The sequence below is a fragment of the Ruegeria sp. AK11 genome, from assembly GCF_056541095.1.
On sequence record NZ_JBQFXU010000004.1, the window covers coordinates 52,698 to 66,069 of the forward strand.

Annotated in this window: 13 protein-coding genes; 5 read left to right on the top strand and 8 right to left on the bottom strand. The window is 59.4% G+C overall.

Annotated features, from left to right (window positions below; translation table 11 throughout):
- Window positions 1–6 precede the first annotated feature (6 nt).
- The 3 genes from ACR0D9_RS11955 to ACR0D9_RS11965 form a co-directional block, all read right to left on the bottom strand.
- Window positions 7–2,295, bottom strand: a complete 2,289-nt coding sequence (locus ACR0D9_RS11955) for a glycosyl hydrolase family 28-related protein (protein WP_480538935.1) — start codon at window positions 2,293–2,295, stop codon at window positions 7–9.
- A 138-nt stretch (window positions 2,296–2,433) separates the two neighbouring features.
- Window positions 2,434–2,835 (bottom strand): DUF4864 domain-containing protein, encoded by a 402-nt coding sequence (locus tag ACR0D9_RS11960; protein WP_480475250.1) that lies wholly within the window; start codon window positions 2,833–2,835, stop codon window positions 2,434–2,436.
- A 48-nt stretch (window positions 2,836–2,883) separates the two neighbouring features.
- Window positions 2,884–4,458, bottom strand: a complete 1,575-nt coding sequence (locus ACR0D9_RS11965; RefSeq protein WP_480538937.1) for a lysine--tRNA ligase — start codon at window positions 4,456–4,458, stop codon at window positions 2,884–2,886.
- A gap of 210 nt (window positions 4,459–4,668) precedes the next feature.
- Between ACR0D9_RS11965 and ACR0D9_RS11970 the strand changes: the two genes are divergently transcribed.
- A complete protein-coding gene (locus tag ACR0D9_RS11970) occupies window positions 4,669–5,154 on the top strand; it encodes a hypothetical protein (protein WP_480538939.1) in 486 nt (161 codons plus the stop codon).
- Window positions 5,155–5,272: 118 nt separating this feature from the next.
- The gene (locus tag ACR0D9_RS11975; RefSeq protein WP_209507905.1) at window positions 5,273–5,695 is read left to right on the top strand and encodes a tellurite resistance TerB family protein; all 423 of its coding nucleotides are present in this window, start codon (window positions 5,273–5,275) and stop codon (window positions 5,693–5,695) included.
- Between the two features lie 26 nt (window positions 5,696–5,721).
- On the opposite strand, the gene dacB is transcribed toward ACR0D9_RS11975, so the two are convergent.
- From dacB to ACR0D9_RS11990, 3 genes are all read right to left on the bottom strand, one after another.
- Window positions 5,722–7,200: a D-alanyl-D-alanine carboxypeptidase/D-alanyl-D-alanine endopeptidase gene (gene dacB, locus ACR0D9_RS11980; RefSeq protein ID WP_480538941.1), complete on the bottom strand. Its 1,479-nt coding sequence runs from the start codon at window positions 7,198–7,200 to the stop codon at window positions 5,722–5,724.
- 66 nt (window positions 7,201–7,266) lie between these two features.
- Complete coding sequence (locus ACR0D9_RS11985; RefSeq protein WP_480483271.1) at window positions 7,267–7,887, bottom strand: nicotinate-nucleotide adenylyltransferase; 621 nt, start codon at window positions 7,885–7,887, stop codon at window positions 7,267–7,269.
- A 32-nt stretch (window positions 7,888–7,919) separates the two neighbouring features.
- On the bottom strand, window positions 7,920–8,387 hold the full coding sequence (locus ACR0D9_RS11990; protein WP_348540357.1) for an MOSC domain-containing protein: 468 nt from the start codon (window positions 8,385–8,387) through the stop codon (window positions 7,920–7,922).
- A 140-nt stretch (window positions 8,388–8,527) separates the two neighbouring features.
- Here ACR0D9_RS11990 and ettA point away from each other — a divergent pair, with 140 nt between their 5' ends.
- Window positions 8,528–10,195 (top strand): energy-dependent translational throttle protein EttA, encoded by a 1,668-nt coding sequence (gene ettA / locus ACR0D9_RS11995; protein ID WP_010442471.1) that lies wholly within the window; start codon window positions 8,528–8,530, stop codon window positions 10,193–10,195.
- A gap of 524 nt (window positions 10,196–10,719) precedes the next feature.
- On the opposite strand, the gene ACR0D9_RS12000 is transcribed toward ettA, so the two are convergent.
- Window positions 10,720–11,319 (bottom strand): REP-associated tyrosine transposase, encoded by a 600-nt coding sequence (locus ACR0D9_RS12000; protein WP_480538943.1) that lies wholly within the window; start codon window positions 11,317–11,319, stop codon window positions 10,720–10,722.
- 136 nt (window positions 11,320–11,455) lie between these two features.
- A complete protein-coding gene (locus tag ACR0D9_RS12005) occupies window positions 11,456–11,893 on the bottom strand; it encodes a hypothetical protein (protein WP_480538945.1) in 438 nt (145 codons plus the stop codon).
- A gap of 532 nt (window positions 11,894–12,425) precedes the next feature.
- Between ACR0D9_RS12005 and ACR0D9_RS12010 the strand changes: the two genes are divergently transcribed.
- Window positions 12,426–12,632 (top strand): cold-shock protein, encoded by a 207-nt coding sequence (locus ACR0D9_RS12010; protein ID WP_209506380.1) that lies wholly within the window; start codon window positions 12,426–12,428, stop codon window positions 12,630–12,632.
- A 168-nt stretch (window positions 12,633–12,800) separates the two neighbouring features.
- The gene (locus ACR0D9_RS12015; protein ID WP_209506382.1) at window positions 12,801–13,355 is read left to right on the top strand and encodes a L,D-transpeptidase; all 555 of its coding nucleotides are present in this window, start codon (window positions 12,801–12,803) and stop codon (window positions 13,353–13,355) included.
- Window positions 13,356–13,372 lie beyond the last annotated feature (17 nt).

Here is a 13,372-nt window from a genome sequence, read left to right on the forward strand (position 1 = left end):
GCTGTTTCAACGCTCCATGCGCATCGTGACCGAGACTTCGCCTTTCAGGTGATCCGGCCAGCGCAGAATAAGACTGTCGCCACTGACCCCCTGTTCCGTCAGAACATGAGGGGCCGAATAGACAAGGTTGTTGAACACCCCGGTCAGCGACCCGATGGCAGTGACCCCGTCGCAACCGCGCGCCTTGCCGCCAAACGGCAATTCGCCGTTTGCCGAAACAGTCCAGACATTCGCGACCGAGTTCTGCTGGCTGCGGATGCGCAGCGGGTTCGAGGATCTCTTGCCAATCCCGTGATAGGTATTGTTCTCGTAGGTCACGTTCGAATGCCTGTTATTGTCCAGATCGGCAAAAGACGTATCGACCCGTTCCGCCCGGTCGATCGAACCGCTGGTGGCGCGGAACTTGTTCCCGGTCACCGTCACACCATTCAGGTAATGGCCAGCGCCATAGGGGCGGATGATGATATAGCTGAACCAGGCCGGTGCATCGCTCGAGAAAAAGATATTGTCCGTGATGCTCATCGAACTGAACGAGAACCCGCTGGTATAGGTGGGTGCCGCATCGCGTTCATTGGTCCATTCGATAAAGCAGTTGTCGACATAGTTCTCGGCAATGGTCGAGGTGTTGTAGGTGCCGATCATGATCAGCCCCGCGGTACGGACCCCCTGCGGGATGCCGTCGCCCTGAAAGAAATGGTTGCCCAGAACCAAATTGGTGCCACCGCCCAGAACGGCAAAATGCTTGAACCGCACCGCCTGATTGTGACGCAGCTTCACATCGTTCGAGTTGGTGTTCAGCCCGATGGAGTTCCGGTCCGTCACGTCGAGCGCCTCTTCTGAGGACAGGAACTGGCAATTGTCGATCAGCAGTCCCTTGCACCCCGTCGCGGTCGAGGTCAGGCCCCGATCCTTCGGGCGACTGATAAAACAGTCTTTCAACGAAAACGTACTGCCCGAGGCCGCCAGACGAATGCCGCTGCACCGGCTGTTGCACTGAAACTCGATCTGCTCCATGCCGAACTTCCGCAACGTATCGAAACCGCTGAAATCCAGCAGGTATTTGAACGACTGAAAGGTAAAGGTCTGGGTACCGGCGGCGTCATAGATGGGCGCGCTCAGGGTCATCTCACCGGCGCCTATGTTCTTCGAGCGCACGTAAACCTCACGCCCGACACCACTGCCTTCAACCAGCGATCCTACCGGAATATTGGCCACATTGGCGACATTGGTCAGGCGTGTCTTGTCCAAGGGGTCATAAGTAGCGACAGAGGTGAAGGTTTCGGTGTCCCAGGCGGTACCGCTTTTGACATCGAACTGCCCGTTGCGGATCACGCGGCGCGTGGAAAAGCCGCTTTGCTTGTTGGGAACCGCAGCGGCCATGTCGATTGGCGCGGAAACGGAAATCTTGCGCCCGCCAAGATCCAGCGAGTCGTGGTCCGAGTTGTTCAGCAGCGCCTGAAACGCCTTCTTGAAGGCCAGCTCCTCATCTCCGAACGCCTCAATATATGCGGGCAGATGGAAATCCTTGGTCAGCAACAGCATCTTGTCATCCGGCATGGTGACGGTGCCTTCGAATTCAATCTCCGCATCGATGCTGGTGTTTTCCGCAAGGTGATAGATGCCTTGCGGAACAAAGACCCGGCGGCCACCGGCCGCCTGATCCGCCGCCTCAAACGCAACCGAGTCATCCGTCACACCATCACCAACGGCACCAAAGTCGCGCACATCGACCAGGCTGATCATCTCGCGCAGAAAGAACCCGGTGACATCGGTGATCTCAAGATCATCGACACGCACCAGCGCGCCGTTGGCCCCTTCGATATCCAGGCCGAAATGCCCGTAAAGGGCGGCAAGCCCCCAGGGCATGTCCACGCCCGGGCGCTGGCCGGTGCCGACAATCGCGGTGATCTCGTGAACCGTGCCATAGCCCGACAGCTGGGTGGCAGGCCCCTGTTCCACAACACCGGCCACATGCACATCACCCGCGCCACCGGCCCAGGCTGCTATGCGCACCGACGGCAACGGGCCGCTGATCGCCTTGACCCGGGCTTTGATCTGCAAATAGCAACCGGGCAGGATCGGCGTCTGCCCCATGTAACGCAATTGCTGGGTTGTGTTGACCTTCAGGATCTCAAGACAACCGGCAAAATCCGCATCCGCCGGAACAAACACGCCCGTGCCGGACCCGCCATATGTGGGCGACCCGGGCGTTCCGTCCCCCGCAGACCAGACCGTCAGACCATTCGCGAATTGAGGCGGCATGAACACGATGCCGTCGGTGATTGCCTTGTTCATTGAAAACCCTTTCCCAATCGCGTCGCGCAAATCCGGCGACGCGTTCAAACCCCGTGTTCAGGTCCGCCCCGAACGCGACAGTCTGGATATCGAAAAGGAATTAACCACGGCTCATCTCACCGTGACGGTGGTGTTGCCTCAGGCCGCAGGGTCAGCGGCACCCAACAGTTGCACCCCGTTGATCTTCCAGCCTTCCGTCAGCGGGATCATCTGATAGTCCAGAAGATGCACCCGCCCGTTACCGTCCGTAATCATCACCTTCTGCCACAGCGCGCCATCGACCTCGCGCAGTTCCAGAAAACGCACATCGGCGGGGCGCCAGACCATGGGATAGCCATTGCGCACCATCGCGCCGAAATTGTCGGGGTTTCGGAACAGACGCTGGATGCTGGGGCTGGCAAAGGTGAAGGCGGTCGCAAAGTCATCCGCCCGGAAGGCCTGTATCTGTGCCGCGATATTGGCCTCGATCTCGGCACTCTGCGCAAATGCGCCCGACGCCAGCCCGGCGCTCAGGGATAATGCAAGCAGTAGTCGACGCATGGGGCCACCTCCTGTTCCAAGGATAGCCCCATGCCGGTTCAGGTCAAATCAGACCAGCTCTCCGGCCAGTGCCTTGTCGATCAGCGCGATGGTCTCGGGCACGCCGTAAAGCGCGATAAAGCCCCCGAAACGCGGCCCTTGCGAGGCCCCCAGCAGCACCTCATAAAGCGCCGAGAACCACCCTTTCATTGGATCAAACCGCTCGCGGCCGATGGCATAGACCACCGATTGCAACGCTTCATCCTCGGTCGGGCCATCATATGCCTCAAGCGCCGCCTTCAGCGCTTCCAGCGCCTCGCGCTCCTGATCCGTCGGCGCGCGATGCTTACGCGTCGGTTTGACGAAATCGTTGAAGTACCGCACGGCGAAACCGGCTGCCTTGTCCAGATCGGGATGGCTCTCTGCCGTTGCCTCGGGCGCATAGCGGCGAATAAAGCCCCACAGCGCCTCCTTGTCTTCGGCACCGGAAACCGATGCCAGATTCAGCAGCATCGCAAAGGGAACGATCAGGGTCGATTCCGGCACGTCGCCGCCGTGGATATGCCAGACCGGGTTGTTCAACTGCGCCTTCAGGTCCTGCCCCGGATAGGCGCGCAGCTGCTGATGATACTCATCATAGGCTTTCGGGATCACGTCGAAATGCATCCGCTTGGCCGTCTTGGGCTTTTGGTACATGAAATAAGCCAGCGACTCGGTCGGCGCATAGGTCAGCCATTCGTCAATCGAGACACCATTGCCCGACGATTTAGAAATCTTCTGTCCGTTCTCGTCCAGAAACAGCTCATAGCTGAAATGCTCGGGCGCGCGGCCACCCAAGGCCCGGCAGATCCCGTCATAGATCTTTTCGTTGGTCGCGTGTTCCTTGCCGTACATCTCGAAATCAACGCCCAGTGCCGCCCAGCGCGCCCCGAAATCCGGCTTCCATTGCAGCTTCACGTTGCCGCCGGTGACGGGAACGGTCCATTCCTTGCCGTCTTCATCATCGAAGGTGACGGTGTAGGTCTCGGCGCAGACCTTTTTCATCGGCACATACAGAACCCGCCCGGTTTCCGGGTGGATCGGCAGGAAGATCGAATAGGTCTGCTGGCGTTCTTCCCGCAGGCTTTTCAGCATGATGGCCATCACGTCGTCATATTTCTCGACGGCACGCTTCAGGATCTCGTCGAACTGGCCCGAGCGATAAAAGTCGCGCGCCGAATAGAACTCGTATTCGAACCCGAAGGTATCAAGGAACCGGCGCAGCATCGCGTTGTTGTGCTCGCCAAAGCTGTCATACTCGCCAAACGGATCAGGAACCGAGGTCAGCGGGCGCTGCAAATGCTCTTCCAGCGCCTCAGGGTTCGGCACGTTGCTGGGGACCTTGCGCATCCCGTCCAGATCGTCCGAAAAACAGATCAGCTTGGTCGGGATGTCCGACAGCACCTCAAAGGCACGCTTGACCATCGTGGTCCGCGCCACCTCGCCGAACGTGCCGATATGCGGCAGGCCCGACGGGCCGTATCCGGTTTCAAACAGCACATACCCCTTTTCCGGAGCACCTTTCTGATAGCGTTTAAGCAACCGGCGCGCCTCTTCAAAGGGCCAGGCCTTGGACGACATCGCGGTTTCGCGCAGTTCAGACATTTCAATGTGCTCCATTGGGGAAACGGTCGCGGCTGCACCACGCAACCCGACCGGCCCCTCCTATTGTGCCAGTGCAGCATGAGTCAATGACAGGCAACACTTTTCGCGATCCTGCGGCACCAGATCACTGGCGCCACCCCGCAAGGACTGTCAGTTTTCCCAATAGGCACACGACCCTTCTTCCTCCACGTCCAGGCGCGAAAGCAACTCATGTACAGAATGAAACCCGGTGTTAAGAAAGACCCCGAGCGCAGGTGGGCGCTTCCGGACCGTATATTCTTCGGCAATGGCGCCTGCCACATACTCGCTGGCGTCTATCTGAAGATGTCGCCCCTGCCCGGTTTTTATGCAGAAAGAATTGTCCCTGCCGAAGGGTTTGCCGGAAGCCACATCTACGTCACCAATGGCTTGCTCGCGTTCGATTGCCACGGGTATACGATCCGGAACCGGCTTGTCAGGTATTACACGAACAATTGGGCCGGTGAATATGATGAGGGGTGGAATTGCTGGCTGGAAAAGGTGAATTTTGACCTTCTGAGTACCGCAGATCTGAATGCACGCAAGTTTCTTGGCCCCGACCAGTACAGATATGACCCGGTTGAGCGGGCACAGAATTATCTCGCACGGATTGACCACAAAAATGCTTCAGAGAAAGCCATGCTCCGGCACCTCAGGGTTATGCCTGACCGGAGTTAAACAGAATTCCTAACCCCCAGAACCTGCTTTTCCGCCTCAAATCACGAGCTAGGTGTTGAACCTCACCGCCCCCCCTCATATCGTGCGCGATCAGAAACACCCAAGCAGGATGCCCCGAATGACCGAGCAAGTTCCCCACCCGATGTCCCCACAGGATTGCCTTGTGGCGATCATGGTTGCGATCTCGGCCTCCGACGAAACCATCCGAACTGCCGAGCTGGTCAAGATCGAGGTCGCCGTGAACATGTTGCCGGTTTTCGCCGGGTACGACATCGACCGGATGCGCCACGTGTCGCAGGTCGTGTTTGACCTGTTCGAACAGGAAGACGGGCTGGATGCGCTGTTTGGCCTGATCCGGGACAACCTGCCCGAACGCCTGAACGAAACGGCCTATGCCCTGGCCTGTGACGTCGCTGCCGCTGACGGAACGCTGGCAGAATCCGAACTGCGCCTGCTGGAAGAAATCCGGTACGAGCTGAACATCGACCGCCTGCACGCGGCCGCGATCGAGCGCGGGGCTAGGGCGCGCCACACCGTCTGACGCCCGCTTCAGGCCGGTTTCAGGTTTCAGCTTCCGTAAAGTGACCCCCAGCGCTCCAGCAAGGCGCGCTGCAATTTCCGTGATCTGCTGTTCCAGCTGCGTGCGCCATCCGGGCGCTCACGCTGCGCGCGTGGGATCGTTGCGCGATGGTCCACGTCAGCGGTGAATATCGCGAATGCCAGATCAACCCCGTCCGCAGTTGTCAGGAACCCGCCCAACCCGGATACAAAGTTCAATGTTCCGGTCTTGGCATCAACCTTGATCGGGTGGTTCTTGACGGGCCGCCCGTCCCGGTCGGTCAGTGCAAAAGGTTTCATCAGGGGTCGCAACATCCCCGATTTCTGTGTTGCAACAAGGGCCGCAACCAAGTCCGCCGGTACCATGCGCGAGGCATCGCTCAGTCCCGAATGATCGACCATGGCGATCCCGGTCACGCCGAAACGACTGGCGGCCCACCGGTTCATCTCGGCTGCTGATTCCGCCAGGGTGTGCGGGTCAACACCGCGCGCCCTGGTCGCGGCCAGCCCGACCATCTCGGCCGTCAGGTTGGTCGAGTATTTCAGCATCCCGCGCAGGACATGGTCCAAACTGTCGCTGCGATGCACTACAAGATCGACGCCCCGTACGCTCTGGCGTGTCACCTGAACACGCTTCAAAACGATCCCGTTCGACCGCGCCAAGGTGCGAAACACATCGCCCGCGTATAAAGCGGGCTTGCGCACCGGCAACCAGCGGGCCCCGCCATTGCCCAACGCGCCCTTGGCCACGGTCCAGCGATCCTGCCGCGCGCTTGCCTGATAGGTATAGATCGGCAGGCTGCGATCCTCGACCCGCATGGCCGAGACATCCACCGCAGGCACATAACGCTCGCTGCGGGCATCCATGGTTATGTCATAGCCATTGCCTGCACGTTTCCATTCAAAATGGACACGATTGAAGTTCAGGGAAATGCCGCTGACAGCCGGGCTATAGCCCACATGATCCGGCTGTTCGGGATCGATGCTGAACACATAAGGCAACGCCCCGTCATAAACCTTGAACGCGCCGCGCACTTCGATAATCCCGGCCTCGCGCAAATTGGCCGCCATCGCGGCCAGCGCATCCGTATCCAGCAGCGGGTCGCCGCCCCCAACCAGAATCAAATCGCCGTGCAGAACGCCGTTCTCGATCCGGCCATCCGCCACCAGGCGGGTCTCGAACCGGTGTTCCGGCCCCAGAACATCCAGCGCATAAAGCGCGGTCATTGCCTTTCCAACGCTGGCCGGGGGCAGACTTGCGCCCTCGCCAAACACTTCCAGTTGCGCCCCGGTCGCCACATCCGCAACCGCAAACACAACTTCGCCTTTCAGGCCTGCTGCGGCCACCAATCGCTCGGCACCGCTTAATATGACCCCACGCGCCTGCGGCCTCAGCGATACAAGCGGTGCCTGCGCAAGGCCCGCTGCCGGGATCAGGGACGCCCCTAATCCCCCCAGAAACAATCGACGTGAAAAACGACCAGCCATAGCCGAATTAAAATCCCACAGATCAAAAGCACACAACCACTGTGTTAGATTATGCGCCCGTTGGGGCTATTCCGGCAACACTTCCGCGCCCCATTCCCCGCGCGTCCGAAGATCGGTCGAACTGACATCGATCATCGGCACGTTCACGAAACACCACGCCGGGGCCTGTGCCTGCCCCAGAAGATGCCGCGCCTGCCCGTCGATCCGGTACTTCGCATAAACCCGCGCCGCAGGCGACATCCGGGCCGAGATCCGCTCGCCCGGCCGCGCCACCACGCCCACCGGCACAGTGTCCATGATCAGCCGCCAGTCTTTCCAGCGATGAAACTGCGCCAGATTATCCGCGCCCATCAGCCAGACAAACCGCACCTGCGGGTAAAGCCGTCTGAGCGCTGTCAGAGTGTCCGCCGTCGCCCGCGTGCCGACCAGCGCCTCGATATCCGTCACATCCACCTTCGGATGCTGCATCACCTGACGCGCCGCCGCCATCCGCCGCGCAATCGGCGCAGGCCCCCGCTCTTTCAACGGATTGCCGGGTGACACCAGCCACCACACCCGATCCAGCCCAAAGGCCTTCATCGCCTCACGCGTTACATGCACATGGCCCCGATGCGGCGGATCGAATGACCCGCCGAACAGCCCAACGACCTGCCCGGGCCGCGCGTATGGGATGTCGTATCGCTCCATACCCTGCTGATGTTCAGAACCGGGCCGCGTTGTCAATCAATCGGTTGCACGGCGTCGCCCAGCGCAACCCGCCCCGGCCTGACAACTTCGGCGCACCATCCCCCATGCCCCCGCACGGCAGAATAGCCGCCCTTGCCCAGCGCCTCTTCCATCCGGCTGCACGGCGCACAGATCACGGTAAAGCGCAAAACGGCCTCACCCACCTGCACCTCGCGCCCCTTGAGCGCGGCAAGATTGATCCCCGAAACCACCAGATTGCGCCGCAGGGTTTCCGGGGCCACGGGTCCCTGCCCCAGATAAGACCCAATCGCCGCCAGATGCTCCTGCTGGATCAAAGAAACCGCCCGCTTGCCCGCATGGCCCCGGTCGCCTTCCAGCCCATCGGCCGAGACCACCGCCTCCCTCACCACCTCCACCCCAACCCGCCGCTCGGGCCGGACGCCTATCCATTCGACACGTCCTGGCTGCGCCCAGCCTGATATCAGTTCCGCCAGTTCCACTACTTCATGCCCCTCATACAGCCCGACAAACCTAGCCCATGCAGATACGGGACGAAATTCACAAAACCACCAGCTTGCCCCGCCCGCCCCGCTCGGATATCCAGCGTTTCAACCCAAATTCCCGACCCAGAGGACGCGACATGGCCGCCTATCAATATGTCTACCACATGCAGGGTGTCTCCAAGACCTATCCCGGTGGCAAGAAGTGCTTTGAAAACATCCACCTCAGCTTTCTGCCCGGCGTGAAAATCGGTGTTGTCGGCGTCAACGGCGCCGGTAAATCGACGCTGATGAAGATCATGGCCGGCCTCGACACCGACTTCACTGGCGAAGCTTGGGCGGCTGAGGGCGCCAAGGTCGGCTATCTGCCGCAGGAACCGCAGCTGGATGAATCGCTCACCGTCCGCGAAAACGTGATGCTGGGCGTGGCCGCGAAAAAGGCCAAGGTCGACCGCTTCAACGAGATCGCCATGGAGATCGCCGAGAATTACTCGGACGAGCTGATGGAGGAAATGACCACCCTGCAGGACGCCATCGACGCGGAAAACCTCTGGGACCTCGACAGCCAGATCGACGTGTCGATGGAGGCACTGCGCTGCCCGCCGGACGACGCCAACATCGCCAACCTTTCGGGCGGTGAAAAACGCCGCGTGGCGCTCTGCAAGCTGCTGCTCGAAGCGCCCGACATGCTGCTCCTGGATGAACCGACCAACCACCTGGACGCCGAGACCATCGCATGGCTGCAACAGCACCTGATCGACTACAAGGGTACCATCCTGATCGTCACCCACGACCGTTACTTCCTGGATGATATCACCGGCTGGATCCTCGAACTCGACCGCGGCCGCGGCATTCCGTACGAAGGCAACTATTCCGCATGGCTGGAACAAAAGGCCAAACGGCTGGAGCAGGAAGCCCGCGAGGACAAGTCCAAGCAGAAAACCCTGCAGCGCGAACTGGAATGGATGCGTCAGGGCCAGAAGGCCCGTCAGGCCAAATCCAAGGCCCGGATCAACGCCTATAACGAGCTGGCCGAACAGTCCGAACGTGAAAAGCTGACCCGCGCCCAGATCGTCATCCCCAACGGCCAGCGCCTTGGCGGCAAGGTGATCGAGGTCGAGGGCCTGTCGAAACACATGGGCGACAAGCAACTGATCGAAGGGCTGGACTTCGCCCTGCCCCCCGGCGGCATCGTCGGCGTCATCGGCCCCAACGGTGCCGGTAAATCGACGCTGTTCAAGATGCTCACCGGTCAGGAACAGCCCGACAGCGGCACCATCACGCTGGGCGACACGGTCGAGCTGTCTTATGTCGACCAGTCCCGCGACGACCTGAAAGACAACGACACCGTGTGGGAGGCTATCACCGGCGGCGCCGAGATCATCCAACTGGGCGACGCGCAGGTCAATTCCCGCGCCTATTGCTCGTCCTTCAACTTCAAGGGCGGCGACCAGCAGAAAAAGGTCTCGTTGCTATCTGGCGGTGAGCGCAACCGCGTCCACATGGCCCGCCTGCTGAAAGAGGGCGGCAACGTCCTGCTGCTTGACGAACCCACCAACGACCTCGACGTCGAAACCCTGCGCGCACTGGAAGACGCGCTGGTCGATTTTGCTGGCTGCGCCGTCGTCATCTCACACGACCGCTTCTTCCTCGACCGGATTTGCACGCATATTCTGGCCTTCGAGGGCGATGCCCATGTGGAATGGTTCGAGGGCAACTTCGAGGATTACGAAGAGGATAAGAAGCGGCGGTTGGGGCCGGACGCGCTGGAGCCCAAGCGGTTGAAGCATAAGAAGTTTGCGCGGTAAACTTTGTCAAGAACTTGGGAAAGAATACCTGAAGACGTCCCCTTTCTGGACGGCGAGAGAACGATTGATTTCGTCATAGGCGAATACGAATATTCGTTGACACTTCGACCTCTTTCGCCCAACAAGCTGCTTTTCGCGGATGACAGCCGAACCGAAGATTGGATCGTGGAAATTGTCAAAACAAATGGAGAATTGCTGCAGTTGCATGGATGTGCGTTCAGCGTTCCTGGCGCGGAATACACCGACTGCTGGTTCGAATTGGAAGTAGGCTCAGTAGCCAAGGTTACCTATTGGGGAGACCAAACTTTACTGAGAACCGACAAATCCAAACAAGCTTAGCAAGCGTAAGTTAAGTGCTCGCTCCCCTCACGCCAACTGGTAGGCCGGGCTTCAGCCCGGCACCCCTCGAAACACCCACACTTTTACCAACATACGCCGATGAATGGCCTCAAAACCCTTCAATCGCCTCAAGGGGAATGGTGGATGCCGGGCTGAAGCCCGGCCTACGGGGGGTGTTCTTTGTATCACGGCTCTCCGAATGCGCCGTCCGTCACACCGCCGCTCCATTCCGGATCAACCCGGCCCGCACGGATATCGCGATGGATCGACGAATACGGCCAATCGGTTGAATGCTCTACCAACCCGTGTTTGACCGGATTCCCCCAACAATACGCCATATGATTGCGAAAATCCCGTTCGTCACGAATGGTATGTTCCCAAAACCGACGCTGCCAAACGGGCGCTTCGCGTTTGTTGGCCCGTAGGCCGGGCTTCAGCCCGGCATATCTGCCAAAGGTCACAACGGGCAGAACTGTCGGTATCGGTGCCGGGCTGAAGCCCGGCCTACGGTTTGCCTTGTTCACGCGCATGGTAAACCGAGCTTTGATCGCACCCCACCGCGTGGAATAATCCGCATCCCCCGGCGGCAAGGACCACACCGCGTGCAGGTGATCGGGCAACACCACAAACGCATCACACCAAAACGGACGCTCCCGCTGCGCTTCGGCAAAAGCCGCGCGCAGATGTGCGACCTCGCGGATCAACAGGTCTGACGACCGGTCGGCCAGCGAAACCGTAAAGAAATATCTGGCTCTGGGAATGCGGGCGCGGTGATAATCACTCATGCGCGCAAGGTGGCGCAGGTATGACTACCAAGTGGTTAACAAACACGCCTTTGCAGGCCATTGCCGCAGGTCGGCAGTCCCACCAACTTTCGGTGTCCCATATCACAGCATTCAAGGATGATTGCAGGTGCAGCGCTTACCCGGATCGGTTGCCACGCAGCCGTCCAAAACCAAACAGCCCCGTCAGCGCCCCAACCAGCAGCAGCCAACTGGCCGGAAGCGGCACGGCCGAGACGTTCACGTCCACCGGCGTTTCTTCGGACCCTGGCTCATTGCACCACAGCTCGCAGAACTCGGGCCCGGAGTCCTCCACGACCTCCGTCCGTTCAGCCAGAATCTCGGGCAAACGCTTGGGTCCTCCTAGCTCGACAAGACGACGACGTCTTTCCTTACGGCGCGGCTTCTCTTTCGCAAAGACAGGTGTCTTCAACTCGTGTTCAACTTCGAACATGTTGTCGAATTTGAACCCGCCTTCACGCGCGCCCGGCTTCGAACCCTCTGTCCCATATGGAACAGTCAGGGCCTGCGCGGCTCCGGCCCAGCACAACAAGGTTATCGTACAGACAACTTTCATATCCGCCCCCACGGCTGCCTGAAAGTATAGCACCGGATCGCAGATTTTCCAAACATAGTGATTAATGAATAATAACCGTCAGTTGTGAGAAGACCCCCCGCTCAATGGGTCAGAACAACACTGGTTCTGAACACGTGCCTGCAACGAAAAAGTGTCACTCTCCCGCGCAGGCGTGGCCCGTGGTGACCGCTCCGCATGGCTGACCGGGAAAGTGTGGGTCCGGGTTTTTCACCGCCGTCGCGCGTATCAACAGACAGGGTGGTCAGAGCGCTCGGGACGCTGTCAAACACCGCCAAATCAGCCTGAAACCCATCAGCGGATTCTTGTACATATTGGGCTTTCTGCCCTCTGGCCCCTGTACAATCCGTACAAACCACTCTTGCCACAGGCTTACCTCAATGCCATATGCAAGGTGCTAACGTTTTTCTATTTCGACCTACTGTCTCCTTCTACGGCGCTCAGTCTATCGATCCAGACCTACGACGCCAGGCTGCCGCAACTCCGTGGGCAGCACCAAACAGGAGACACGGATATGCCAGCAGGCACCGTAAAATGGTTCAACACCACCAAAGGCTACGGCTTTATCGCGCCCGAAGATGGCGGCAAGGACATCTTCGTCCACATCTCGTCCGTCGAACGCTCGGGCCTGACCGGTCTGGCCGACAACCAGAAAGTCACGTACGAACTGCGTTCGGGTCGTGACGGCCGCGAAAGCGCCGACAACATCCAGCTTGCATAAGCTATTGAAAGGATGAGGGAAACCCCTCATCCTTTTGTTCAACCGCTGCCGTTTCGGTGGCTGTTTGATCACATCACGGATGCGTGATGCTTGCCCCAGAATTGACCAAATAACATATCATGATGAAACTGGCTCTTAGGTTTCATTGGTCAATTGATGAGGGTTTCGATGTTTACACGCCGAGTTTTTCTGGCCGGAACAGCGGCCACGCTGCTGCCAGGCATCGCCAGTGCAAAGAAAGCGGTCGAGTATGATCCGACACCGCAATTCGTGCGCATCAAAAAGCAGTTTCTGCCCGGGCAGCTGCTGGTCGCCCCCCGTTCATTCTATCTTTACTATGTCACCGAACCACGCAAAGCGATCCGCTATGGCTGCGGCGTCGGCAAGGCAGGTCTGGAATTCACCGGCACCGCTACCATCGATGTGAAGAAGGAATGGCCGACCTGGCGCCCGACCCAAGAGATGATCCAACGCGATCCGGTGGCCTACGCAAAATTCAAGGACAATGACTATGTCCAGCCGGGAGGTGGGGATAACCCTCTCGGCGCGCGCGCGATGTATTTGTTCCAGAACGGTGTCGATACCTATTTCCGAATCCACGGCACGACACAGCCACAAACCATAGGCAGGGCGGTGTCAAACGGGTGTATTCGGATGCTGAATGAACATGTCATCGATCTGTATAACCGGGTCCCCATCGGAACGGTTGTTACGGTCGTCTGATCGCTATCACGGGGATG